Annotated in this window: 19 protein-coding genes and 1 tRNA gene; 8 read left to right on the forward strand and 12 right to left on the reverse strand. The window is 63.0% G+C overall.

The features are described 5' to 3' along the window. Positions 1-81: 81 nt before the first annotated feature. The 3 genes from murI to JANGC3_RS0122055 all read right to left on the reverse strand — a co-directional run bounded on the left by murI (position 82) and on the right by JANGC3_RS0122055 (position 3,240). Complete coding sequence (murI, locus tag JANGC3_RS0122045; protein WP_035787895.1) at positions 82-939, reverse strand: glutamate racemase; 858 nt, start codon at positions 937-939, stop codon at positions 82-84. A gap of 123 nt (positions 940-1,062) precedes the next feature. Further along, positions 1,063-2,604, reverse strand: coding sequence for a fumarate hydratase (locus JANGC3_RS0122050; RefSeq protein WP_017878658.1), 1,542 nt, complete (start codon positions 2,602-2,604; stop codon positions 1,063-1,065). Positions 2,605-2,628: 24 nt separating this feature from the next. After that, positions 2,629-3,240: a TIGR00645 family protein gene (locus JANGC3_RS0122055; protein WP_017878659.1), complete on the reverse strand. Its 612-nt coding sequence runs from the start codon at positions 3,238-3,240 to the stop codon at positions 2,629-2,631. A gap of 441 nt (positions 3,241-3,681) precedes the next feature. Between JANGC3_RS0122055 and acs the strand changes: the two genes are divergently transcribed. Continuing rightward, positions 3,682-5,688, forward strand: a complete 2,007-nt coding sequence (acs, locus tag JANGC3_RS0122060; RefSeq protein WP_017878660.1) for an acetate--CoA ligase — start codon at positions 3,682-3,684, stop codon at positions 5,686-5,688. A 135-nt stretch (positions 5,689-5,823) separates the two neighbouring features. Then, positions 5,824-5,914: transfer RNA gene (locus JANGC3_RS0122065), tRNA-Ser, on the forward strand. Positions 5,915-6,363: 449 nt separating this feature from the next. On the opposite strand, the gene JANGC3_RS0122070 is transcribed toward JANGC3_RS0122065, so the two are convergent. Next, entirely contained in the window at positions 6,364-10,230 is a 3,867-nt protein-coding gene (locus tag JANGC3_RS0122070; RefSeq protein WP_026133339.1) for a DUF3427 domain-containing protein, read from the reverse strand. A 162-nt stretch (positions 10,231-10,392) separates the two neighbouring features. Between JANGC3_RS0122070 and JANGC3_RS30955 the strand changes: the two genes are divergently transcribed. Next, positions 10,393-11,172: a hypothetical protein gene (locus JANGC3_RS30955; protein WP_017878662.1), complete on the forward strand. Its 780-nt coding sequence runs from the start codon at positions 10,393-10,395 to the stop codon at positions 11,170-11,172. Positions 11,173-11,230: 58 nt separating this feature from the next. Here the strand turns inward: JANGC3_RS30955 and JANGC3_RS0122080 are convergent, their stop codons facing one another. Then, entirely contained in the window at positions 11,231-12,400 is a 1,170-nt protein-coding gene (locus JANGC3_RS0122080) for a DNA cytosine methyltransferase (protein ID WP_035787898.1), read from the reverse strand. Positions 12,401-12,906: 506 nt separating this feature from the next. On the opposite strand from JANGC3_RS0122080, the gene JANGC3_RS0122085 reads away from it, so the two are divergent. Continuing rightward, positions 12,907-13,326: a very short patch repair endonuclease gene (locus tag JANGC3_RS0122085; protein WP_017878664.1), complete on the forward strand. Its 420-nt coding sequence runs from the start codon at positions 12,907-12,909 to the stop codon at positions 13,324-13,326. A 174-nt stretch (positions 13,327-13,500) separates the two neighbouring features. Here the strand turns inward: JANGC3_RS0122085 and JANGC3_RS0122090 are convergent, their stop codons facing one another. Together JANGC3_RS0122090 and JANGC3_RS0122095 are read right to left on the reverse strand one after the other, a co-directional pair. Further along, the gene (locus JANGC3_RS0122090; protein WP_017878665.1) at positions 13,501-14,673 is read right to left on the reverse strand and encodes a M20 aminoacylase family protein; all 1,173 of its coding nucleotides are present in this window, start codon (positions 14,671-14,673) and stop codon (positions 13,501-13,503) included. Positions 14,674-14,709: 36 nt separating this feature from the next. Beyond that, complete coding sequence (locus tag JANGC3_RS0122095) at positions 14,710-15,930, reverse strand: diaminopropionate ammonia-lyase (RefSeq protein ID WP_026133340.1); 1,221 nt, start codon at positions 15,928-15,930, stop codon at positions 14,710-14,712. 307 nt (positions 15,931-16,237) lie between these two features. On the opposite strand from JANGC3_RS0122095, the gene JANGC3_RS0122105 reads away from it, so the two are divergent. Beyond that, on the forward strand, positions 16,238-16,714 hold the full coding sequence (locus tag JANGC3_RS0122105; protein ID WP_017878668.1) for an Lrp/AsnC family transcriptional regulator: 477 nt from the start codon (positions 16,238-16,240) through the stop codon (positions 16,712-16,714). Between the two features lie 82 nt (positions 16,715-16,796). Here JANGC3_RS0122105 and JANGC3_RS0122110 read toward each other — a convergent pair whose 3' ends face one another. Beyond that, on the reverse strand, positions 16,797-17,681 hold the full coding sequence (locus JANGC3_RS0122110; RefSeq protein WP_026133341.1) for a LysR family transcriptional regulator: 885 nt from the start codon (positions 17,679-17,681) through the stop codon (positions 16,797-16,799). A 116-nt stretch (positions 17,682-17,797) separates the two neighbouring features. Between JANGC3_RS0122110 and JANGC3_RS0122115 the strand changes: the two genes are divergently transcribed. Together JANGC3_RS0122115 and JANGC3_RS0122120 are read left to right on the forward strand one after the other, a co-directional pair. Then, entirely contained in the window at positions 17,798-18,526 is a 729-nt protein-coding gene (locus JANGC3_RS0122115) for a glutathione S-transferase family protein (RefSeq protein WP_017878670.1), read from the forward strand. A gap of 116 nt (positions 18,527-18,642) precedes the next feature. After that, positions 18,643-19,032, forward strand: a complete 390-nt coding sequence (locus JANGC3_RS0122120) for a nuclear transport factor 2 family protein (RefSeq protein ID WP_157406821.1) — start codon at positions 18,643-18,645, stop codon at positions 19,030-19,032. Here the strand turns inward: JANGC3_RS0122120 and JANGC3_RS0122125 are convergent. Next, positions 19,022-19,819 carry an alpha/beta fold hydrolase gene (locus tag JANGC3_RS0122125; RefSeq protein WP_017878672.1) on the reverse strand — a complete coding sequence of 266 codons (798 nt, stop codon included), beginning with the start codon at positions 19,817-19,819 and terminating at the stop codon, positions 19,022-19,024. The two genes, JANGC3_RS0122120 and JANGC3_RS0122125, sit on opposite strands and share 11 nt — an antisense overlap. Before the next feature lie 220 nt (positions 19,820-20,039). On the opposite strand from JANGC3_RS0122125, the gene JANGC3_RS0122130 reads away from it, so the two are divergent. Continuing rightward, the gene (locus JANGC3_RS0122130) at positions 20,040-21,179 is read left to right on the forward strand and encodes an ABC transporter substrate-binding protein (RefSeq protein ID WP_017878673.1); all 1,140 of its coding nucleotides are present in this window, start codon (positions 20,040-20,042) and stop codon (positions 21,177-21,179) included. Between the two features lie 63 nt (positions 21,180-21,242). On the opposite strand, the gene JANGC3_RS0122135 is transcribed toward JANGC3_RS0122130, so the two are convergent. The 3 genes from JANGC3_RS0122135 to JANGC3_RS0122145 form a co-directional block, all read right to left on the reverse strand. Then, positions 21,243-21,881, reverse strand: a complete 639-nt coding sequence (locus JANGC3_RS0122135; protein WP_017878674.1) for an FABP family protein — start codon at positions 21,879-21,881, stop codon at positions 21,243-21,245. A 190-nt stretch (positions 21,882-22,071) separates the two neighbouring features. After that, a complete protein-coding gene (locus tag JANGC3_RS0122140) occupies positions 22,072-23,037 on the reverse strand; it encodes a GlxA family transcriptional regulator (RefSeq protein WP_017878675.1) in 966 nt (321 codons plus the stop codon). Between the two features lie 52 nt (positions 23,038-23,089). Further along, positions 23,090-23,935, reverse strand: coding sequence for a substrate-binding periplasmic protein (locus tag JANGC3_RS0122145; protein ID WP_017878676.1), 846 nt, complete (start codon positions 23,933-23,935; stop codon positions 23,090-23,092). Positions 23,936-23,939: the final 4 nt, after the last annotated feature.

The raw sequence follows: 23,939 nt of genomic DNA on the forward strand, positions 1-23,939 counted from the left end.
ACGTTTGTCTAGATATTTCCTAGACAGGTGCCGAATTATACAAAGTTCTCCGCGAATGTGCAAACTTAAATGCGGCGCCTTCTAAAGGGGCTGCGGGGCGCTGGCCAGGCGCGCTTCTTCCACCTGCGGATGCAGGCCCAGCAGGGTGGCGAACTTCGCCGACAGGGCCGCAGCGTCGGCGCTGGTGTAGCCGCGTAATTGCGGCGCCTCGTCGCCGCCGCGCAGCAGCGCCGCCGCCGCCAGCAGCCGGGCCAGTTGCCGCGCCACCGCGTCGCCGGTGTCGACCAGCGCGACCGGCGCGCCGTGCCGCGCGATGATGCGCTCGACCTGCGGCAGCACGAATGGATAGTGGGTGCAGCCGAGCACCAGCGTGTCGACGCCCTGCGCCAGCAGCGGCGCGATGAAACCCTCCAGCAGGGCGACGGTGGCGGGCGTATCGAGTTCGCCTTTTTCCACCTGGTCGGCCAGGCCCGGGCAAGGCTGCAACAGGAATTCGACCTTGCTGGCGGCGCTGATCTGCTCGCGCAGCGCCAGGAATTTTTCGCCGGACAGCGTAAATACGGTCGCCAGCACGCCGACCTTGCCGTTGTGGGTCAGGGCGGCGCCCGGTTTCAGGCCGGGTTCGACGCCGACCAGCGGCAGCGCCGGGTAGCGCGCGCGCAGCGCCTTGATGGCGGCGACGGTGGCGGTGTTGCAGGCCACCACCAGCGCCTTGGCGCCGCGCTCGAGCAGGAAGGCGGCGATGGCCAGCGAGCGCTCGACGAGCACCTGCTCGGACTTGCCGCCGTACGGCGCGAAGCCGGTGTCGGCGAAATACATCAGGTGTTCTCGCGGCAGTTGCGCGCGGATATGGCGCAGTACCGACAGCCCGCCCGCGCCGGAGTCGAACACGCCGATGGGCGCGTCTGCGGGGGAGGTAAGGGGGGCAAGTGGGAGCATGTCTTTCTTCGCTTTAACACCAAGGGCGTAATTCCGGGGGCGGACGGGGACCCCGCGTCCCCGAGGGGCAGACCCCGGTTTTACGCCGCTGGTTTTTTTCCTGGCCAGCGGCGCGCGGGGAGCTTAAGCGACGGCGACGGGGATTTTTCCCACGCTGCTCAGTTGCTCGATCTTCGCCTGCCACTCTTTCGGGCCGGTGTTGTGCACCGAGGTGCCGGTCGAATCGACCGCCACCGTCACCGGCATGTCGGTGACGTCGAACTCGTAGATCGCTTCCATGCCGAGGTCGTGGAAGCCGACCACCTTGGCCGTCTTGATCGCCTTCGACACCAGGTAGGCCGCGCCGCCGACCGCCATCAGGTAGGCAGACTGGTGCTGCTTGATCGACTCGATCGCCGCCGGTCCGCGCTCGGCCTTGCCGATCATTGCGATCAGGCCGGTTTTTTCCAGCATCATGTCGGTGAAGCCGTCCATGCGCGTGGCGGTGGTCGGGCCGGCCGGGCCGACCGCTTCGTCGCGCACCGGATCGACCGGGCCGACGTAGTAGATGACGCGGTTGGCGAAGTCGACCGGCAGGCTTTCGCCCTTGGCCAGCATGTCCTGGATGCGCTTGTGGGCGGCGTCGCGGCCGGTCAGCATTTTGCCGTTCAGCAGCAGGGTCTGGCCCGGTTTCCACGCCGCCACTTCGGCCTTGGTCAGCGTGTCGAGGTTGACGCGCTGCGACTTTTCGGTGTCGGCGGTCCAGTGCACGTCCGGCCACGACGACAGCAGCGGCGGTTCGATGTAGCTGGCGCCGGAGCCGTCGAGCACGAAGTGGGCGTGGCGGGTCGCCGCGCAGTTCGGGATCATCGCCACCGGCTTGGAGGCGGCGTGGGTCGGGTGCATCATGATTTTCACGTCGAGCACGGTGGTCAGGCCGCCCAGGCCCTGGGCGCCGATGCCGAGCGCGTTGATTTTGTCGCACAGCTCGATGCGCAGCTCTTCGGTCTTGTTTTGCGGGCCGCGCTGTTTCAGGTCGAACATGTCGATGTCGTCCATCAGCACTTCCTTGGCCATCAGCATGGCCTTCTCGGCGGTGCCGCCGATGCCGATGCCCAGCATGCCCGGCGGGCACCAGCCGGCGCCCATCAGCGGCACCGTCTTCATGACCCAGTCGACCAGCGAGTCGGACGGGTTGAGCATGACGAATTTCGACTTGTTTTCCGAACCGCCGCCCTTGGCCGCGACCTTGACGTCGACGGTGTTGCCGGCGACCAGCTCCATGTGCACCACGGCCGGGGTGTTGTCCTTGGTGTTCTTGCGATCGAAATGCGGGTCGGCGACGATCGAGGCGCGCAGCTTGTTGTCCTCGAAATTGTAGGCCCGGCGCACGCCCTCGTTGATCGCGTCGGTGACGGTGCCGGAAAAGCCCTCGAAACGCACGCCCATGCCGATCTTCAGGAAGACGTTGACGATGCCGGTGTCCTGGCAGATTGGCCGCTTGCCCTCGGCGCACATGCGCGAGTTGGTCAGGATCTGCGCGATCGCGTCCTTCGCCGCCGGACTCTGCTCGGCGTCGTAGGCGCGCGCCAGGTGCGCAATGTAATCGGCCGGATGGTAATAGCTGATGTATTGCAGCGCCGCGGCGACGGATTCGATCAGGTCTTCTTGCTTTATGATGGTCATGGTGTTCTCGCTGTGGGGTCGGTATTAATGAGACTTGATTTCGTTTTGCGTGCCCACCATGATGCGGTCGGTGTAGGCGATGGCCAGCGCCGACAGCAGGAAGACCAGATGGATCACGGTCTGGGCGATCAGCACCTGGCTGGTGTAGGCGTTGGCGTTGATGAAGGTCTTCAGCAGGTGGATCGAGGAGATGCCGATGATCGCCATCGCCAGCTTGGTTTTGAGCACGGACGCGTTCACATGCGACAACCACTCCGGCTGGTCCGGGTGCTCGTCGAGGTGCATGCGCGAGACGAAGGTTTCGTAGCCGCCGATGATGACCATGATCAGCAAGTTGGAGATCATGACGACGTCGATCAGGCCCAGCACCACCAGCATGATGGTCGACTCGTTCAGCTTGGTGGGCGGCACCGTGCCGGGCACCGCGACGGCCTGGAAAATATGCTGCAGCGCCGCCTCGTTGCCGAACACCGCGCCGATCAGGTCCTTCAGCTCGACCCAGAAATGGAACACATACACGCATTGCGCGAGGATCAGGCCCAGATACAGCGGCAGTTGCAACCAGCGCGTCATGAAAATGAAGGACGGCAGCGGCCTCAACTTGGCCTGCTGCTTGGTGTGTTGCGGGACTGTCATCGTGGTCTGCTCCTAAGATGCTGCAAGTTAATATGCCCGACATTTTACACGGGCTGCAAGCCCATGCGTACGGTCCCGACACCGGTGGCGCGTCTTGATTTCACGCAAACACCACGAAACAAAGGCGTCAGCCACAATTTTTTCGGCGATGATGGAGTCGTCCGCCTCGGCGCGCGGCCCCGATACGGGGTCAGGCCTTCTCGCCTCGGCGCGAGGCGGCCGACCCCGGCGCTTGCCCCTGGTTTACAAGGCCGCCAAAACGCCTCCAGCAAACCCCGCTAAAAGTTGGTAAAATTACATAAAAATACACATTCCCAGACAAGTTAGCCAAGCCGCAGCGCCCCCGCAGTTGTGCAACCACGCAGCAAACAGGGCAATGTAAGGCGTCCGTAAGCGACACCGCCTACATTGTTAACAAACTATTATTCAATGGAGACAAGCATGGCCGCGACAGAAAACTCAGGGCAGGGCACGCAGCAACAGGGACCACAGGAATCGCGCGTATTCAACGCGCCGGCGGCGTTCACCGGGCAGGCGACGATATCCGGCATGGCCGCCTACAACGCGCTGTGCGCCGAAGCCGAGCAAGACTACGAAGGCTTTTGGGCCCGGCTGGCGCGGGAAAACCTGGCCTGGCACAAACCGTTCACCAAAACCCTGAACGAAGACAACGCGCCGTTCTACAAATGGTACGAGGACGGGCAGCTGAACGTGTCCTACAACTGCCTGGACCGCAACCTGGAAAACGGCAACGCCGACAAGATCGCCATCATCTTCGAAGCCGACGACGGCCAGTCGAGCAAGGTCACGTATAAAGAGCTGCACGAAAAGGTCTGCAAGTTCGCCAACGGCTTGAAGTCGCTGGGCATCAAGAAGGGCGACCGCGTCATCATCTACATGTCGATGTCGGTCGAAGGCGTGGCGGCGATGCAGGCGTGCGCGCGCATCGGCGCGACCCACTCGGTGGTGTTCGGCGGCTTCTCGGCCAAATCGCTGCAGGAACGCATCATCGACGCCGGCGCGGTGGCCGTCATCACCGCCGACCAGCAACTGCGCGGCGGCAAGCAACTGGCGCTCAAAGCCATCGTCGACGAGGCGCTGGCGCTGGGCGGCTGCGACAGCATCCGCAACGTCGTCGTCTATCAACGCACCGGCAGCGCGCTGCCGATGGCGGCCGGGCGCGACGTCTGGCTGCACGAACTGGTGGCGGCGCAACCGGCCGTGTGCGAACCGGAATGGGTCGACGCCGAACACCCGCTGTTCATCCTCTACACCTCCGGCTCGACCGGCACGCCGAAGGGCGTGCAGCACGCCAGCGGCGGCTACCTGCTGTGGGCGGCGCTGACGATGAAGTGGAGCTTCGACATCAAGCCGGCCGACGTGTTCTGGTGCACCGCCGACATCGGTTGGGTTACCGGCCACAGCTACATCGCCTACGGCCCGTTGGCGGTCGGCGCGACCCAGGTGGTGTTCGAGGGTATCCCGACGTTCCCCAACGCCGGGCGCTTCTGGGAGACGATTAAAAAACACCAGGTCAGCATTTTTTACACGGCGCCGACGGCGATCCGCTCGCTGATCAAGGCGGCCGACGTCGACCCGAAAGTCCACCCGGACAATTACGACCTGGGCAGCCTGCGCCTGCTGGGCAGTGTCGGCGAGCCGATCAACCCGGAGGCCTGGATGTGGTACTACAAAAACATCGGCCGCGAGAAATGCCCGATCGTCGACACCTTCTGGCAGACCGAAACGGGCGGCCACATGATCACGCCGCTGCCGGGCGCGACGCCGATGGTGCCGGGTTCGTGCACCTTGCCGCTGCCGGGCATTGCCGCCGCCATCGTCGACGAGGCCGGCCACGACGTGCCGAACGGGCAGGGCGGCATCCTGGTCGTCAAGCGGCCTTGGCCGTCGATGATTCGCACCATCTGGGGCAACCCGGAGCGCTTCAAGAGCAGCTACTTCCCGGAGGAGCTGGGCGGCAAGATGTACCTGGCCGGCGACGGCGCCATCCGCAACAAGGACACCGGCTACTTCACCATTACCGGGCGTATCGACGACGTGCTGAACGTCTCTGGCCACCGCATGGGCACGATGGAAATCGAATCGGCGCTGGTGGCCAACCCACTGGTGGCCGAGGCGGCCGTGGTCGGCAAGCCGGACGACACCACCGGCGAATCGATCTGCGCCTTCGTCGTGCTGAAGCAGGCGCGCCCGACCGGCGAGGAAGCCAAGAAGCTGGCGCTGGAGTTGCGCAACTGGGTCGCCAAGGAAATCGGCCCGATCGCCAAGCCGAAGGAAATCCGCTTCGGCGACAATCTGCCGAAGACGCGCTCGGGCAAGATCATGCGCCGCCTGCTGCGCGTGCTGGCCAAGGGCGAGACGATCACCCAGGATATTTCCACACTGGAAAATCCGGCGATTCTGGAGCAGTTGAAAGAGGCGTCTTGACACGCTGACGGCGGGCGCGGCGCTGGGTGTTGTTGGCGCCCCGCGCCGCGCGCAAAGTAGCTTGTCGGAAAACTTGGTGCTTCGCGTAATTTTTGCTATAATTCGCGCTCTTCGTGAGAACGAAGATGTAATGCAGGAGAGGTGGATGAGTGGTTGAAGTCGCACGCCTGGAAAGCGTGTATAGGTTCATAGCCTATCGGGGGTTCGAATCCCCCTCTCTCCGCCAAGGATACAAAAGCAAAAGCCACCCTCGGGTGGCTTTTTGCGTTGTAGCCTTGGCGGAGAGAAGCAAGGCCCCTGCGGGCCTTGCGCGGGGGATTCGAAGGGCTGGGCCTACTGGCCCAGCCCTCTCCGAATCGCCCATTTGCCACCGCGTAGCGGTGGCGCGCCGAAGGCGCAGCGCGCAGCGCAGTTCCTCAAGAGAAATTGTATTTCGGAAATTTTTCGAGTGTCGGCACTACCCATCGCCCCCAGCATGGATACTCGCTCCTGCGATCAAAAAGACGGGGCAAAACCAATCAAACTGTCGAACTCGGGCGTCAAACCTACTTGAACTGATCGGCTCCCTAAGCGTGGCCGCAGACGTTGCAAAGCAGGCACTTGCTGCGCCATAACTGTATGGAGCTGAAGCCGACGCATGGTGGTACTCTCCGGCAAGTAACGGCATCGGCAGCTTCATTCGACCTTGAAAACCACACTCATCGGGCCACTTCCCATATGGTTTTGGTAGTAAACCATGCCGTGATAAGCGAACGGGGCGGCCTTTCCATTAAATAGTTTGTTTTCACGCACAAATAGGTGGACGTCAATGCCTCGCTTGGCATGCTCGATTACTTCCTGTCCTCGCTTGCTGTGGGGCGTCGTGGCGTTCTGACTTTGCCAATGAAAGTGAGTGGCATCGATCCAGTGGTCCAAGTAGCGGTGATCAAGAGCTCTGCCGCTCTTATTGAGTGTCACGAGCAATACATGGGCCTTTTGGTCGGTGAGCACAACATGCCCCGTATTCCAGTTGCCGGGATTAAACGTACTACTGAACAGCGGCGCAATATCTTCCCGCATGAAGGACCGGCCGAGCGCCATGTCGTGCGGACTGATTACGGCCTTGAGGCGGGCCAAGGTACGCATTTCCTCGGTTGCCGGCAGGTCCGCATAGTCGGCGTTATTAGCACGCAACAGGTAGCTTCCATCGGGCGCTTTCAGCACTACGCGCAACAGATATTGATTCCCCTCGCCTGATGCGTCTTGGCGCTCGATTGCCACGACCGCGCCCGTGATGGATCCCGCGTTCGTGGCTGAAAGATGTTCGAATAAGAGGAAATCACCATCCCGAATCGGATGTTTCCCCCCGTCCATGGAATTGCCCGATGCGTGGGCGAGAAAGTGCCGCTCCGGGTCCAGGCGGCCATGCTTAGGTCCGAGCGCGCGGTATTCCTCGGCATCCGCCGTGGCATTCTTGAAATGGCCGCAAGCGATCTTGAGGTTCGGGAAATAGGGCAATTCCGTGCGATCGATATGTGGTGGGTTCGGAAGCCGGTTGAACTGGATCACATTGCCGGGCGCATCGCCATTGGCGCCACGAACTTCATAAGCCGCCAGACGGAAATCGATCAGCTCTTGCAACATGGACTCGAACTCCGCTTGTTGTTCTGGTCGAAGCGTGAATGCGGCTTGAAAAGTGCCGTCTACAACCTTGAAAAAGGCGCTGGCGTTGGCAGGGCGGTTGCCGCCGATCCAGGCAAGCACGGGGTTTTCTTGCCAATAACGATGCCAGGTAATGTCCGCCGCGTCCGATACTTGACGCTGCGCATCGGGGAGGTCGACGAGCAAGGCGCGCCGCCGCTGCAACACTTGCCAGGACCGTATGGCCAAGGCCGTGGTCGGAATCGGGGCGCGCCAACCGTTTAATTCCTGGAAAGCCTCCAACAGCACCATTTTGAAACTCTTGGTCATTTTGGTGGTTTCCACTTCGCGCAAAAAAGAGCGGTGATCGAGCGCAATGGCTTGTTCGGTCTCGTCGAGGTCGCCGGCGGCGGCGACCAGTTCGAACCAGCTGCCATATTGCTGCCGCAATTTTGGCAAACTGGCTCCGGCGCGGTAGAACTCGCTCAGTGTTGGCCGCCGTCCAAAAGCTTCCTTCAGCGCTTGATACTCCTTTTGAATACCGTCGCCGTTGTCGAGGGCTTTCAGGAATGCTACCAACTGCAAGTCATAATTGATGTAACAACCCTTGGGCAGCTTGAGTCGTTTTTCTTCCAGATCGCGGCCGAATTTTGCCAATTGTTTGTAGCTGGAACCGATTTCAAACAGCGCCTGCGGCTTGTGCAGGAAACTTTGATGGTTGCCGATGAAGTCGAGCACTACCAATCTCTCCTTGCCCGGGCTCTTACGCAAGCCCCGACCCAGTTGTTGAAGGAAAAGGATTTTCGATTCGGTCGGCCGCAACATCATCACCGTGTCTATCACGGGCAAGTCCACCCCTTCATTGAATAGATCAACCGAAAAAATAATCGCGAGGCGGCCATCGCGCAAGCGAGCCAAGGCATCCCCACGGCTCAAGGCTGAGCCCGAATAGACGGCGGCGCATGTGATCCCGGCTTTAGCGAACTGGAGCGCCATAAAATCGGCGTGGGAAATCGATACGCAAAACGCCAAAGTGCGTTCCTGCTTGTGCAGACGCCATGTTTTCAGTGCATGCCGGGCGCGCGCCAGCGTGGCCAGTTTGTTGGATAATTGTTCCGGGTCGAAGCGGCCATTACGCCAAGGCACTTCCGCATAATTGACCGATTCGTCGAAAATACCGTAGTAGTGGAACGGCACCAGCAGGTCGGACTCGATTCCGGCGAATAGGCCACAGGTGAACACCAAATTGTCATCGCATAACGACAAAATGTCTGATTGGTCCGAGCGGTCAGGCGTCGCGGTCAGTCCGAGCATAAAACGGGGGGCGAAATAGCTCAGCAGGCGCCGATAAGTGGACGCCGCCGCATGATGGAATTCGTCAACCACGATGTAGTCGAAATGTTGGGGGGAAAAGCGCTCAAGGTGAGTGTTGCGACTGAGTGTCTGGATCGACGCACACAGCACATCGACCTCAACGTCGCATGTCTTTCCCATATACAGGCCGACTCTTGAGCGTGGTTTAATGCGCAGAAAAGTTTCCGCCGCCTGATTCAAAATTTCTTCTCGGTGAGCGACGAACAATACTCGTCTGGCGGCGAACTGTTCGGCGTCGAAAGCGGCCAGCCAGGTCTTGCCAAGACCGGTGGCCAATACCACCAAACCTCGGCGGAAACCCTCGTCTCTGGTTTCTGAGAGCGCAAGCAAGGCATCTTCTTGGACTCCGGTCGGTAGCGGCGCGGGATCTTGTTCCTGGCTACCGGGCGCGACTGCGAGCGGCAGTGGAACACGACGGGCCTGGTACTGATCGATCCACGCGTCGGTCAAGGGTACGCAGCGCGCGCTCGCAAATAGCTCGTCGAACCTGGCGCGCGCTTCAAGGAAACCTTGCTCCCCGGGATAGTCGATCCGGTAGTTCCATTCCAATCCGTTTTGCAGCGCTTGCCTGCTGATATTGCTGGAACCGATGAAGGCTGTGCCGCATAAGCCGTTTTCGTCATCCAGTTGGGTAAATATATAGGCTTTCAGATGAAAACTGCCACCGGCCGATTCGTATACGCGCACCTGTGCGCCTTGCGCTTGAAGCAACATCAATAGCCGCAATGCCTCCGGATCGGTAACATCGAGATAATCGCTGGTTAGCACGCGAACGCGCCCCACCCTTTCTCTGTTGGCTCCATTGCGCGCCAGCGTACCGTACAAATCGGGAAGCAATAAACGTAGTCCCGTGGCTTTAACGAACGCCACCGCCAGATCGACCTCGGACGCGCGGTTGATGGCGCCGCAAAGGTGCGGCAGAAAGGGATCGTCGCCACCGGTGATCAACTGCTTTTTTTCTTGCGGTGCACGCAATAGGATGGCGTTGAGCCACGGCTCGACTCGCCCCGGACGCTGATCGGTCGATAGCCAGCATTCCACGCCAAGCAGATCAGGCAGCGCGGCGAGCCAGCTGCGTAACCGGATCTCGCTCGCATCGGTGAAATGTCGGCCATTTTGGACTCGCTCGCCATCGCCACGCTTAAAGCTGAGATATAAAGTCCCACCCGGTTTTAGCGCAGTCCATAATTGCGCCAAAATGGCTGGAATATCCAGTGGGGGTAAATGCAATAAGCTGGCGCAGGCCCAAATACCGTCATAGCAGGACTGTTCGCGTACGTCGGAAAAGCGTCGGACCTCAACGTTTATTCCGGTGTGTTCGGAGGCCATACGAGCCAGTTCGGGCGAGGCGTCGAAGGCCCTTACCCGAAAACCACGGCCGAGAAACGCCTGTGTATCCCTGCCGGAGCCGCAACCGGCATCGAGAATCAATCCACCTGGATTGACAGTGGAAAGAAAACGATCGTGTAGGATCGACATATCCACATGGATGGTATTGGAAAAAAAAGCGGCTGCGTTTTGATTGTAGTAGGCGAGGGAACTGGTCATACATGGCCGCTTGAATTTCAATTCCTTAATTATATTCCTTATTGGTGGCTAGTCAGTTCCATGGAGTGGAAGGTAAGCTGACCATGGCACTTGCAGTGGCTCTATACGTATCCCCCTGGAGTACGATTTCAATCAGGTAAAATATTCCGCTGCTGCGCACGCATGGCCATCCCTGCCACCAAAATTTCCGGAGCCTTCATTTTGCAATCAATTTACGTGTTCGATTTTCTTCAGACTGTGTCTACGCAACTCAAAGAAACGCTGGATGGTATGGAGGAGTCGATGTTGAACGGTGTCGCATTGACAACGCTGAATGCGTTTCAGGTTCAAAAGGATTCGCGCCAAGGCGTCTACGTCCTCCACTACGATGGCGTTCCGGTCTACCTCGGCAAGGCGAACGACGTCAGCGAACGGCTTTCCCAGCATCTCGAAAAACTCAAGGGGCGCCGGGGCGTCGACCCCGACCGAGTGGGCTACAAGGCGCTCCTGCTGGACAAAAGCATGGGCACGGCAGCGAACGAAGACCTGCTAATTTCCATGTACAAAGGCAAGCACGCGAACATGTGGAATGGAGCAGGTTTTGGGCCGAAGGATCCAGGCCAAAACCGCGACACTACCAGACCCGGCTGGTTCGATAGGCATTTCCCTATTGTCGATGATTTTCCGATCGACCTCGATGCCGGGCCGACGGAGCAAATCGGTTTGGCCGTATTGCTTGGGCTGATGAAAGTGCAGCTTCCGTACGTTTTCAGATACACGGTTCCAGCTGACCAGCTGGTGCGGCAAATTAGTCTGGCGGGCGTCAAACACGATGCGCGCAGCCTGCTTCAAGCGGCGGTGACGGTCCTCGGTGCCGGATGGAAGGGCGCCATCATCAGCTATGGCATGGTGCTGTACAAAACGACCAAAGACTACCCTTACGGCGAAGAGTTGACGCCGTAAGCTACGCGGGCGGGGGAGGGGGCCCGAATCCTGCGCCTGCCCGCGTCCCGTTTCGTTGCTATCCCTTCCGCAACATTTTGCACACCCCGTTGGCGACGACCGCCGCCAGTTTCACCGGCACGGCGTTGCCCAGCTGGCGCATGGTCTCCGACCACCCCCCCTCGAAGATGAAGCTGTCCGGGAAGGTCTGGATGCGCGCCGATTCCCGCACCGTGAAGTAGCGCACCGAGCCGTCGTGCCGGCGCAGCATGTTTTCGCCGCCGGGCACGCCGTGGTCGCCCGCCTTCAGCGCCTTGGCCGGCTCGTCGAGCGGGCTGCCGGTGTGCCCCGCGTACGAGCGCGCGCCCGGCTGGAAGCGGTGCGCCTGCACCAGTTCCTTGCCCGGGTGCTTTTCCGGGTCCGGCAGGTCGGAGATGGCGTCGCGCACGGTTTCCCACGGCAGCGCCAAGGCGTCCGGGTCGGCGTCGGCCAGGATGGCGAGCTTGCGCTCCAGGCCGTCCGGCTTGGCCGGGCGGTTTTTCGCCGCCACGCGGTGGCGCGCCCAGTATTCGCCATTGCCCCACTGCGACAGCAGCAGCGCGTCGTGGCTGTGCGTTTCCTCCGGGAATACCCAGTCCAGGCCGAGGTCTTCGCGGAAGCCGACGATGAACACGCGCATGCGTTTTTGCGGCACGCCGAAGTTGGCGGCGTTGACCAGCTTGGACACGACGCGGTACTCGCGCTTGCCGCCCTTGGCCTTGTGCTTTTCCAGCCGGGCCAGGTGGTCCAGCCATTCCTCCTTGGCCTTCGGCTGCAGCGACGGGTATTCGAGTTGCAGCAGGATGTAGTTGAAGTAGTTGGCGAACGCGGCGCGCGTCAGGCCGCGGACGTTTTCGAAGACGAAGGCGCGCGGGCGCACCTCGCGCACCGCGCGGATCGCCTGCGGGAACATGTCGCGCTCGTCGAGGAAGCCGCCGTGCTTGCCGCCCATAGAGAAGGGTTGGCAGGGCGGGCCGCCGGTGACCAGGTCGAGGCCCTGGTGGCCGCCGTACAGGAATTGGCGGACGTCGCCCTCGGTGACGTCCGGCCAGTGGCTCATCGGGGCGACCAGTTTGAGCTTGTTGTTGCGCAGCGTCTCGCAGGCGTGGCTGTTCCACTCGACCACCGCGCGGTGGTCCACGTTTTGCCCGGAGAAGCCCATGGCGAGCCCGCCGGCGCCGGCGAACAGTTCAATCGATTCAAGCTTCACGGCGCCGCCCCTTAGCGTCGGCCGTCGGGGTCTGTGGCGCCGTCGGGCCTTGGGTGCCGCCGCGGCGGCGCTGGGGCGGGTGTGGGGTGCGTGACTTGTTCAAAGCGTTTACTTCTTCCGGTAGTGTGTGTTTGTGCGGGCGGCGCACCGGTTGGCGGGCCGTCGGGAAACGGGCCGCTAGGTGGGCTGCGGGCTCGGCCCCGCCAGGCAGGCAGTAGTATAAAGCACCGCCGCCGGGAAAGTTCCATTTGCCTGTTTTGTGGCAATTTATTTTAGGATTTATTATACTGTATTTATATACAGTTATCGTTAAAGCCAGAGGCGTAGTGCAGGGGGCAGACCCGAGGGGCGGACTGCCGCACAGTTGAAAAATTCCGCTGGAAATCGAAAAGGGAGGGGCACATAATATTGCGGTGCCGGGCGTGGCGGCTTTCGTGGATGAAATGGCGGGATGGACGATTGTTTTTGTTTTGGGCTAGGCGGTCGGCTGGCGGTGCGGGGCGCTTGTGGTTGACACGGTCGACGTCGCGACAAGGAGCGACATCATGTCGTGCGTCCGCTCGAAAAACACGGGGCCGGAAATGCTGGTGCGGCGCCTGGTGTTCGCGGCCGGCTACCGCTACCGTTTGCACGGGAAGAAGCTGCCGGGGAAGCCGGATCTGGTGTTCGCCGGCCGGCGCAAGGTCATCTTTGTGCACGGCTGCTTCTGGCATTTGCATGCGGGCTGTTTGCTTGGCGCGCGCATACCGAAGTCGCGGGTTGATTTTTGGACGCTGAAGCTGGAGGGAAACCGGCGCCGCGACGAGGCGAACCGCGCGGCGCTTGCCGGATTGGGCTGGAAGGTGTTGACGCTGTGGGAATGCGAGTTGGCCGACCATGACGCGCTTCGCGCCAAGGTCTTCGCGTTCCTCGACGGTCCCGGCTGAGCCGCTCAATTGGCCGCCGCGCCAACCTATTGTGTAGGCTTGCTTTCGATCCTGGCATTGCATGTTGAAAAACGCTTCGCGACGCCCGGTCGGCGGTCGATTGCGTAGGTCGTCGAGTGCGTGCTGACGAATACCAGGTTTTTGGTCAGCGGGACATCACTGGCAAAGCGGGTATCAACAAGCGGGTAAAAGCCGTTGCCGTACGAGCTCGGCGAAGTAGCGCGCGCCGATGGGCAGGATGGCGTCGTTGAAGTCGTACTTGGCGTTGTGCAGCGGCACACCTCCCGGTGCGTCTGCAATACCGTTGCCTATGAACACGAACGCGCCCGGAACCACCTTGAGGAAAGCCCCGAAGTCTTCCGAGATCATCATCGGCGCGACATTGCCGTCCACGTTATCAATTCCCACCACAGCTTGGGCGGCGCGCACCGCGACGGAGGTGCACTCCGGCCAGTTCACCGTGGGAACGAACTCGTGTGTGTACTCCACCTCGCAGCTGGCACCGTGCGCCGCGGCGATGCCGTGGCAGATTTCGCGCATGCGGCGCTCCAGCAGGGCTTGCACATGCGGCGAGTAGCTGCGCGTATCGCCCTTGATTTCCACGTTGCCCGGGATCGCGTTGCGGATGCCGTCGCTGTGGATCTCGGTGCAGGAGAGCACGGCCGGGTCGGCCGGATCGACCGCGCGAGCCACTATGGTTTGCAGCGCCAGGATGATCTCGGCCGCCACCAGCAGCGGGTCGATGGCCATGTGGGGGCGGGCGGCATGGCCGCCCCGACCGTGGATGCGAATGACAAAGTTGTCCTCGCTGGCCATGATGCCGCCCGCGCGGGTGGCAATGTGTCCGGCTGGCAGGCCGGGGATGTTGTGGGCACCATAGATCTGGTCGACTGGAAACCGATCGAACAGACCGTCCCCGATCATCGCGTTGGCGCCCCTGCCATGTTCTTCGGCGGGCTGGAAGATAAAGCGCACCGTGCCGTTGAAGTCGCGGGTGCGCGTCAGGCTCTGGGCCGCGCCCAGCAACATGGCCATGTGCCCGTCGTGTCCGCAGCCGTGCATGCAGCCGGTATGCCGGGAGATGTAGGGGCGGCCCTGGGCCGTCTCCGTCATCGCCAGGGCGTCCATGTCGGCGCGCAGGCCGATCACGCCCTTGCCCTCGCCCACCGTGAGGCTGGCCACCAGCCCCGTGCCGCCGATACCCCTGTGCACTTGCATGCCCATCAGTTCAAGCGCGTTGGCAATAAAGTTGGCTGTTTTATGCTCGTTGAAGCCGGTCTCGGGGAACTGGTGTAGCTGGTGCCGCCATCGCACCATCTGGGTGCCGAGTTCGTTGTCGATATACATGGTGCGTCTCCCGTGAGTGATTGCCGTCGGTGTCAATTATCGCGCCGCAATCCAGGCCCGCTGACGCCGGAGCACGGCTTCGGCGCTCTCGCCGGCCAGTGCCTGGTACACCTTGGGCGCCGTGGCACCTTCGGTGCTGATGACGAGCACGCGCGATTGCTCGTCGAGCCGGACCTGGAGGGACCAGGCCGGATCGGATCGCAACAGCTGCAACGCTGCCAGCCCGGCCGCGCCGGATTCGCCGGAGACAATGGGAATGTCGCCAGCGCTGCCCCTGGCCAGCGTGCGCATGGCCTGCACCGCCTGGTCGTCCTCGATCGTCATGAAGGCGTCCACGCAGGGTTGCAGGAAGCGCCAGGCCAGCGGCGATGTCGCGCCGCACGCCAGGCCCGCCATCACTGAATCGACCGAGCCGGTGGCCCGGGCCGCCCGGCCCTGGATCGCGCTTTGCAGCAGGCAGTCCGCTTGTGCCGGCTCGACGACGATGAAGCGCGGACGCTGCGCGCCTTGGAACTCCCAGAAATAGCTCGCCAACCCGGCCGCCATGCCGCCTACGCCGCCCTGTAGGAAAACATGGGTGAACGCCCCGGCCTCGCCGGCGCGGCCAGCGCTCTGTTCAACAATCTCTTCGGCGATGGTGCCGTAGCCTTGCATCACGTCGCGTGGAATCGTCTCGTAGCCTTGATAGGATGTGTCGGACACCACCTGCCAGCCGTTGGCGCCGGCCAGGCGCGCGGCTTCTTCCACCGACTCGTCGTAATTGCCCTTGACGCGCACAATCCGCGCGCCATGGACGGCGATGGCCCGTTCGCGTTCCTCGCTGACGTGGGCGTGCAACACGATCACGCAGCGACAGCCGGCGTCCCGGGCAGCGGCGGCCAAGCCGCGACCATGGTTGCCGTCGGTGGCGCTGATCACGGTGTACGCCGCGAGCTGGTCCGCATACCGACCAGCCAGGACGCTTGTTGGTTCGAAGTGCGGGTGCAACAGCAAGATCTGGCGCACCAGGGCGATGGGCGCGCCCAGGGCTTTGAAGCTGCCCAGCGGGGAGCGCAGCGACTCGTCTTTGACGCTCAATTGCGCAACGTTGAGTCCTTGCGCCAGACCGGGCAGGCTGTGCAGCGGGGTGGCGCCGCGCGCGATCCGCGGCCAGTGCGACAACCATTGACGGCTCTCGTGCGAACGTTCAATGTTCATAATCGAGGCCAGTTCAGCCGGGTATGGCGCACGTACGGCGCGCTGGTTGAGGTTTAACATAGCTGTCCTAGAGGGAAAATCGAGAATAAATAGCCGGCGCGGCTTGGCGCCGCCATGGGTCGGCGAACGGCGCTTCAGCCTGCGGCCAGGCAGTCCTGGACGCGCTTCGATGCGGCCAGCGAGGCCGGCCCATTGCAAATTTGCTGGAGCATCGGCTCGACATTCAGTGAAAGTTTAGTCGCGGCCATGTTTGTCTCCTGGGTCTTCCGTGTGATAATAATATGCTTTAGCGCCGACTAATTTTTCGAAAATTCGAGAAAAAAGTTGAATATTATTCACATCAAGGGTTGATCTGCCTCTCTCTACAATGAAATTGGATAACTACGATCGCGTCCTCTTAGCGGCTCTTCAGGAGGATGGCCGCGTGCCGCAGAGCCAGCTCGGACAGATGGCCAATCTGTCGACCGCGGCAGTGAACCGCCGACTCAAACTGCTGCAGGGCGCCGGCGTCATCGAGCGGTTTTCTGCCTGCCTCAACCCGAAATCCTTGGGCTACGACATCACGGTGATCGTGGAGGTCAAGGTGGAAAACGAGCGGGTGGACCTATTGGATGAAATGCAGCGCCGGTTCGCCGCCTGCCCCCAGGTTCAACAGTGCTACTACGTCGCGGGCGAGTGGGACTTCGTGCTGATCTTCCTGGTCCGCTCGATGGACCAATACGTCTCGCTCACACGCGAACTCTTCTTCGAATCGGGCAACGTCAAGTCGTTCAACACACTGGTTGCCATGAACCGCGTTAAAGCGAAGATGTCAGTCCCAGTGGACAGCCCTTATCCTGAATAGGATGCCGGGTGAGTTCTGGTCTAGCTGTTGCAGTGTTGTGGCTCAATGTGAAGGGTTTTCCGATTGCGCCGACAGTGCAGCGTCAATCCAGCAATAGATTCTGCGACAGGTGGCTGAACACCGCGGCGACCCGGCGCAGATGCTTCGACTCCATATGCGTGAGCAACCACAACTCGGTCTGGCACTCGTCGAGCACCTCGCTCAGTTGCACCAGGTCGCCGCGGCGACTCGCCAGGAACAGCGGCAGCACGCCGATGCCCAATCCACGCCCCACCAGTTCGGCCACCGTCAAGATGCTGTTGACCCGGTAGGCCGGCGCCACCTTGGGAAAATGCTTCTTGCGCCAGAGCACGGACGGATGCTCGGGCAAGGCGTCGTCCGGCGCCACCCAGCGCGCGCGCGCCGCGACGTCGCCGTCGAAGCTCGCCAGCCCGCCTTGCTTCGGCCCGAACAGGGCGACGCGGATCGGGCCGACGTGTTTGCCGACCAAATGTTGCGGCGGGCGCTTGGTGGCGCGCACGGCGATGTCGGCGTCGCGGCGGGTCAGGTTGGCCAGCTCGTTTCCGGTGTGCAGCTCATACGTCAGCAGTGGATGGCTGGTTTGCAACTGCAGCAGCGCCGGCGCCACCAGGCCGTGCAGCACCGTGTCGGTGGTGCTGATGCGCACCGTGCCGGATACTTGCTCCGGGCTGCCTTGTACGGCCGAGCGGGCCGCTTCGAGCTGCGCCTCCATCTGCTCGGCGTGGGCGGCCAGTTCCCGCGCCAGCTCGGACGGCACGTAGCCGCTGCGCGAGCGTTCAAACAGGCGTTCGGCAAGCCCCTTTTCAATGCGCTGTACGGTGCGAAACACCGTCGACGCGTCCAGCGACAGACGCTCGCCGGCCTGCGCCAAGGTGCCGGCCCGTACCAGGGCCAGTACGACCTCCAAGTCGGCGTAGCCAATTCTATATTGCGTCGTTGCAACCATGATGTGCGTCCCCGCCTATTTTCATTGCGCATTCGAAATCATATAGTGAATCCACGACGATTTGAATGGAGAAACGCAATGAAACACCCCGATCATCAATTTACGGCCAGGCAACCATGAACGCGTTACCAAGGCTGATCAGCCATAGCTTGTGCCCCTACGTGCAGCGCGTCGCGATTGTGCTGGAAGAGAAGGGCATCGCCTTCGAGCGCGTCGATATCGACCTGGCGAACAAACCGGACTGGTTCCTGGCGGTCTCTCCGTTGGGCAAGACGCCGGTATTGCTGGTCGATGCAGAGGCGATCTTTGAATCGTCGGTGATCTGCGAGTATCTGGACGAAACCAGCGCGCCACGGCTGCACCCGGACAGCGCCTTGCAGCGCGCCCGCCACCGCGCGTGGATGGAATTCGGTTCGGCCATCCTCAACGACATTGGCGCCTTTTACCGGGCGCCGGACATCGAAGCGTTGTCGCACCAGGCCGCCACGATACGCGCGCGGTTCGAGCAGGTCGAGGCGGCGCTGGGCGACGGCGGCTATTTCTCGGGAGGACGCATGTCGATGGTGGACGCGGTCTTCGGCCCGATATTTCGCTACTTCGACGTCTTCGACGACGTCGCCGACTTCGCGTTTTTCAAGCGGGCGCCGCGGGTGCAAGCCTGGCGCGGGGTGTTGCGGGCGCGCCAGTCGGTGCGCAACGCCGCGCCCGCAGATTATGCCGCGCTGCTGCGGACCTTCCTGCTGCGGCGAAACTCGGCGCTGTCCAGGCTGGTGGCGCAGACGGCCGGGCCGGCGGCGCGGGACGCAAACTTCGTGCTGGAACAAGTAGCCGTCGATCCACGTTGATGCCGGCATGTTTGCCATGGTGCGCGGCGCTATACTGCAGCGTCGCGCGAGTGGTCGGCAGGCGCCAGCGGTCGGGGCAGGTCGTTTCGTGCCAACCCAGCCGCTTGCACGGGCCTATGATGCCACTCAGAACCCCGCTTAAAATGGTCGCCCGCCTGGTCCGGCTTTACATCCATCTATGGGTGCTTCAGGCTTGTGCGGCGATCATGGGGACCGGCGAAACGACGAAGTCGATCGTCGACGATTTGACGCGCCAGGCCGACGCCTGGAATGCGGCCATCCGGGACAAGGATTGGGCCGCCCTGGACGCCAACATGGCCAACGACTTCAGGCACATCCGTGCCAACGGCGACGTCAGCAACCGTGCCGCCTTTCTGGCCTTCATCATGTCGCCCAGGCTTGCCGTCAATCCCTGCCAGGCCGAGGACGTTGAGTCGCACTATCGCTATGTCGACGTCTACGCCCGCATGAAGGGAAGATGGAAGGAGGAGTACCCTAGACGCTGACGACTTCGGCGCCGACGAGGAAGCTGGCGATCAGCGCATTGACGACCTGGCCGTGCGTGATCGGCCCCATGTGGCCGCCCTTGGTCTGCACGGCGGATGCGTTCGGCAGCGCGGCGGCCAGCCGCTCGGCCAGGCGGCGCGTCGACGCCGGGCTGTTCAGGCCGGACATGACCAGCGCCGGCATGTCGAGTCCGGCCATGTCGACCAGCGTGGCCGGCTCGCCCAGCAAGGCTTGGAAGTCCAGCTTGACTTTCTCAATCTGCGCGGTGAACTTGTCCTGCTGCGCGCCGGGCAGCGAATCGAAGGCGCCCGCGCGGTTCCAATAGTCGATAAAGACGCGGGTCGCGTCGCGCGGCGTGGCGGCGTCGCCGATGGCGGCCACGACGGTCTCGATCTCGACCCGCGCCGCGTCGTTGGCGGCGAGCAGGTGGAAGGCGACCGGCTCGAAGACGGCCAGCGACAACACGCGTTCGCGCATCTGGCGGGCCAGCCGCAGTGCGGTGACGCCGCCGTAGGAGTGGCCGACCAGGTGGAAGGACTCGCCTGGGGCGAGCTTGGCGGCGATGGCCGCGTTGACCGCGTCGACCTCGTGCGCCAGCGTGAAGGCCGCGCCGTCGGCAACGTCGGGGAACGGCGACTTGCCGTAGCCGAGCAAGTCGACGGCGATGCAGCGGAAGCTCGCTTCCAGCTGCGCGCTCAGGTCGGACCATTGGTTGCGGGAACTCATGGAGCTGTGGAGCAGGACGATGGCTGGCCGCGCGTCGGGCGGCATGGCGTTGGTGGTCATTGTTGGCGTGAAGTAAAGGACGAGGCGCGGATTATATGCGGGGCCGCTTGCCGAGTCGATATGTCGGGGCAGTTGATCCGGTGTGGGAACGCTTTTTAACGTGGTTTGTCTTGTCGACGGCGGCTTTTCGCCATCTTGACGTTTGACAACCGCGCCCACCTTGCGGATACTCTCTGCAAGGTATGGGTTCCTTTGCCGGTTCACGCGAGGCGGAATTGACATGCAAAAATTGAGATTGGCGGCGTTGGCGCTGGTGTGTTGCTCGCTCGGCTGGGCGGGTTCGGCCGTGGCCGAGGACGGCGTGTCGGCCAGCGCCATCAAGATCGGCATGGCCAACGCCACCAGCGGCCCGGCCGCCGGCCTCGGCCTGCAATTGCGCGCCGGCGCCAAGGCCTACTTGGACAAAATTAACGCCGGCGGCGGCGTCAACGGCCGCGCCGTGGCGCTGGTCAGCGTCGACGACGCCTACGACCCGCTGCAGTCGGCCGCCGCCACCCGCGCGCTGATCGACACCGACAAGGTGTTCGCGCTGTTCGGCTACGTCGGCACGCCGACGTCGACGGCGGCGGTGCCGATCGCGGCGAAGGCCGGCGTGCCGTATCTGTTCCCGTTCACCGGCGCCGAGTTCCTGCGCAATCCCGTCATTCCGGTCGTGTTCAATTTCCGCGCCTCGTATTTCGACGAGACCGAGGCGCTGGTGGCGCACCTCACCGGCGCGCTGGGCGTGAAGAAAATCGCTTTGTTCATCCAGGACGACGAGTTTGGCGAGGCCGGCAAGGCCGGCGTCGTGCGCGCGCTGAGCAAGCGCCGGCTGAGCGTGGCGTTGGAGGCGCGCTACAGCCGCAACACCATCGACATCGAGGCCGGCCTGGCGCTCCTCAAGAGCCAGGCGCCGGAGGCGGTGATCTTCATCGGCACCTACCGGCCGCTCGCCTCGCTGGTCAAGAAGGCCGGGCAGGCCGGCGTCAAGACCAGGTTCCTGACCGTGTCCTTCGTCGGCTCCAGTGAATTCATCAAGCACGCCGGCGACGCCGGCAACGGTGTCGTCATCAGCCAGGTTGTGCCGTCGCCGGACGACGGCGCCGATCCGCTGGTGAAGCTGTACCACGCCGACGTGTTGCCGGCCGCGCGCAATTACGGCTCGCTGGAGGGGTATGCGAACGCGATGATCCTGGTCGAGGCCTTGCGGCGCTGCGGCCGCGAGCCGACCCGGGCCGGGCTGCTGCGCACGCTCGAGCAGCTTCAGATGAACGCCGGCGGCATGCCCGTCGCGTTCAGCGCGCAGCGTCATCAGGGCAGCGACCGGGTGTATCTGACGCAGGTGAAGGGGGGCAGGGTGACGCCGCTGGATAAGCTGTAGTGTGGATAAACCAAGGGCGTGGGGCAGGGGCGGACCCCGGGTTTGCGCCGCTGGTTTTTTCTCTTATTGCGCCTGGCGCGCCAGCGGGTTGGGCGTCGGCTCGGCGACTTTGACCAGGATGTTGCGGTCGATGTGGTGGAACGGTTCGTCCTGGCCTTTGATCATCATCACGGTGTCTTCTTCGTAGCCCCAGGTGCCGTCGGCGTTGATGGTCACTTTGATGCGGTATTCGACGGTTTTGAACGCGTATTCGAGGAAGGGGTTCGAGCGGATGCCGTAGCTTTCGGCGTCGTTGTAGGCCACCAGTTCGAAGCTGGTGGCGTCGGCGCTGGCGCTGCCGGAGGCCATGGCGATCTGCCCGCGCGGGATCGCCAGGGTCTGGATCACGGTGCCGGTGGCCGGCTCCCACAGCCAGTAGCCAACCTGCTCGTGGTAGGTCTTGACCTGGCCCGGCTTGGTCACGTGGATCTGGTAGCGCAGGCCGTAGAACAGTTGCGGGCCGTTGGTCACCGGGTCGATCGGCTGCAGTTCGATGCGCTCGACGAAGGCTTGCTTGCGCGCGCCGTCGGCCTTGGGTTTGATGTCGAGGCCGCGCTCGCCTTCCCAGATGCCGGCCATCGCGCGCAACGGCCCGAGCTGGTTCAAGGTGTTGATGTCGGTGTCGGAAGGTTCGGTGTAGATATCGTGGGAAAATTGGCTCATTGGTTCAGTTCCTTGCGGTTGGCGACAGTCGGAGCTAACGATTGTAGAGCAAGGCTCCGCAGCGGGTAAGCCCCCCAATTTTTCAGGTCCTGCGCGCGCCAGCGTCGTTCGCGTAAACGGGGACAGACCACGATTTCCAGGAAATAGTTTCCCGGAAATCGTGGTCTGTCCCCGAAGCCGTGGAAATGGGTCAGGCCGCCTGCATTTCGCGAAACAGCATCGGCGTCACGCCGAAGCGGCGCTCGAACGCCTTCGACAGCTGGGCCGGCGTCGAGAAGCCGGCGCGCGCGGCGATTTCCTTGAGCGCGACCTGGGCGCCCAGCAGGTCGCGGGCGTGGTCGAGCCGCAGCGTTTCAACGAAGTAGGCCGGCGTGGCGCCGATGGCGCCGGTAAACTTGCGGTGGAAGCTGCGCTCCGACATGGCGACCCTGGCCGCCAGGCTGGGCACGTCCAGCGCCGCCGTCAGGTGGTCCTTCATCCAGTCGACCAGCCCGGAGAACTGCGCGCCGGCGCGCGCCTGGGCGTGCAGCATCGGGCTAAATTGCGACTGGTAGCCGGGCCGGCGCGCGTAGAGCACGAAGCGGGCGGCGATGGTGTGGCTGATCGCGCTGCCGAGGTCTTGCTCGACCAGCGCCAGGCACATGTCGATGCCGGTGGTCACGCCGGCCGAGGTCCACAGCCGGCCGTCCTGGATGTACAGCGCGTTCGGGTCGACCTGCGCGCGCGGGTTGTCGCGCGCCAGCGCCGCGCAATCGTCCCAGTGGGTGGCCACGCGCTTGCCGTCGAGCAGGCCGAACGCGCCCAGCGCCAGGGCGCCGCTGCACACCGAGCCGTAGCGCCGCGCCGTGGCCGCGCTGTCGCGCACCCAATCGCGCACCGCCGCCTGCGTGCCCATGTGGCGCAGGCCGGCGCTGGCGCCGCCGGCGATCAGCAGCGTGTCCACGGCGGCCGGGGCCAACGTGGCCAGCGCGGCGCTGGCCACGCTGACGGCGCTGTTGCTGGCGACGGCGCCGCCGTGCGCCGACAGGATGTGGACGCGGTAGAACGCGCGCCCGCAGGCGTCGTTGGCGGCGGCGAACACGGCCGCCGGCCCGGTGATGTCGAGTATCTGCATGCCGTCGAAGGCCAGCAGCGCAATGTGGAGGGGAGCGCTCATTGGCGGAATGTAATACCTTTCGCCTGTTTATGCCAATCTTTTCGCGCCGGCGCTACTCCGCCGCGCCGTCGCCGAGGTATTTCCGGTAGATCGCCTCGAAGCGGCCGCTGTCCTTCAAGTGTTTCAGTCCGGCGTTGAAGTCGTCGCGGATGCCGCGGTCGCGGAACACCGGCCGGTAATCCATCGGGTTGACCTTGACGAAGCTTTGCTGGGTGGTCGGGGCGGACACCAAGCCGTGCTCGCGCGCCAGCTTGATGCTGAAGTATTTGAAGATGTTGCGGTCGCTGAGGACGACGTCGTAGCGGCCATAGTTCAACGTCAGCACTTGCAGCGCCTGGTCGTTTTGCTCGAAGTAGCGGCCGGCCTTGGCGACCGGACCGAGCCACTCGGGATAGCGTTTGGCGGCGCCGGCGAACGACAGCACTCGCAAGCCTTGTAGGTCGGCCGGCTTGCGGATTTGCAGGTGGCGCTCTTTGAGGCTGATGAAAACGTTGTCGTAGATGACGGCGGGGTCGCCGTAGAAGGCGCCCTCCGCCGTCATGTCCTGGCCCAGGTCGGTCATCGCGGCGGCCACGTCGCGGTTCTTGAAGGCCAGCGGGATGCGCGCGAACGGATAGTACTTCGGCCGCAGCACGTGGCCGCGGTGGGCCAGCGCTTCGCCGATGACTTCCAGTTCGATCCCCGAGTTGCTCTCGGGCAGGCAGAACGGGGGGATTTTTTCGCCGAAGGCCATGCTCACTTGCGCGCCCTGGGCCGGGCCGGCGCACAGGCCGAGCGCCAGCGCGGCCGCGCCGGCCAGGGTGGCCACGCGCGCCGGCCAGTCGCGCGGCTTGCAAAGCTTGGCTTGTGTCACGGTGGTGTTCTTTCCGTTTACGCCGCTGGCTATCGTGTTAGTCATTGGA

It is taken from the genome of Janthinobacterium sp. CG3 (assembly GCF_000344615.1).
GTDB lineage: Bacteria > Pseudomonadota > Gammaproteobacteria > Burkholderiales > Burkholderiaceae_D > Janthinobacterium.

Coding starts and splice junctions, on each gene's coding strand:
- murI (WP_035787895.1), bottom strand. CDS start 939: ATGCTCCCACTTGCCCCCCTTACCTCCCCCGCAGACGCGCCCATCGGC.
- JANGC3_RS0122050 (WP_017878658.1), bottom strand. CDS start 2,604: ATGACCATCATAAAGCAAGAAGACCTGATCGAATCCGTCGCCGCGGCG.
- JANGC3_RS0122055 (WP_017878659.1), bottom strand. CDS start 3,240: ATGACAGTCCCGCAACACACCAAGCAGCAGGCCAAGTTGAGGCCGCTG.
- acs (WP_017878660.1), top strand. CDS start 3,682: ATGGCCGCGACAGAAAACTCAGGGCAGGGCACGCAGCAACAGGGACCA.
- JANGC3_RS0122070 (WP_026133339.1), bottom strand. CDS start 10,230: ATGACCAGTTCCCTCGCCTACTACAATCAAAACGCAGCCGCTTTTTTT.
- JANGC3_RS30955 (WP_017878662.1), top strand. CDS start 10,393: ATGGCCATCCCTGCCACCAAAATTTCCGGAGCCTTCATTTTGCAATCA.
- JANGC3_RS0122090 (WP_017878665.1), bottom strand. CDS start 14,673: ATGTATATCGACAACGAACTCGGCACCCAGATGGTGCGATGGCGGCAC.
- JANGC3_RS0122095 (WP_026133340.1), bottom strand. CDS start 15,930: ATGTTAAACCTCAACCAGCGCGCCGTACGTGCGCCATACCCGGCTGAA.
- JANGC3_RS0122105 (WP_017878668.1), top strand. CDS start 16,238: ATGAAATTGGATAACTACGATCGCGTCCTCTTAGCGGCTCTTCAGGAG.
- JANGC3_RS0122110 (WP_026133341.1), bottom strand. CDS start 17,681: ATGGTTGCAACGACGCAATATAGAATTGGCTACGCCGACTTGGAGGTC.
- JANGC3_RS0122115 (WP_017878670.1), top strand. CDS start 17,798: ATGAACGCGTTACCAAGGCTGATCAGCCATAGCTTGTGCCCCTACGTG.
- JANGC3_RS0122120 (WP_157406821.1), top strand. CDS start 18,643: ATGATGCCACTCAGAACCCCGCTTAAAATGGTCGCCCGCCTGGTCCGG.
- JANGC3_RS0122125 (WP_017878672.1), bottom strand. CDS start 19,819: ATGACCACCAACGCCATGCCGCCCGACGCGCGGCCAGCCATCGTCCTG.
- JANGC3_RS0122130 (WP_017878673.1), top strand. CDS start 20,040: ATGCAAAAATTGAGATTGGCGGCGTTGGCGCTGGTGTGTTGCTCGCTC.
- JANGC3_RS0122135 (WP_017878674.1), bottom strand. CDS start 21,881: ATGAGCCAATTTTCCCACGATATCTACACCGAACCTTCCGACACCGAC.
- JANGC3_RS0122140 (WP_017878675.1), bottom strand. CDS start 23,037: ATGAGCGCTCCCCTCCACATTGCGCTGCTGGCCTTCGACGGCATGCAG.
- JANGC3_RS0122145 (WP_017878676.1), bottom strand. CDS start 23,935: ATGACTAACACGATAGCCAGCGGCGTAAACGGAAAGAACACCACCGTG.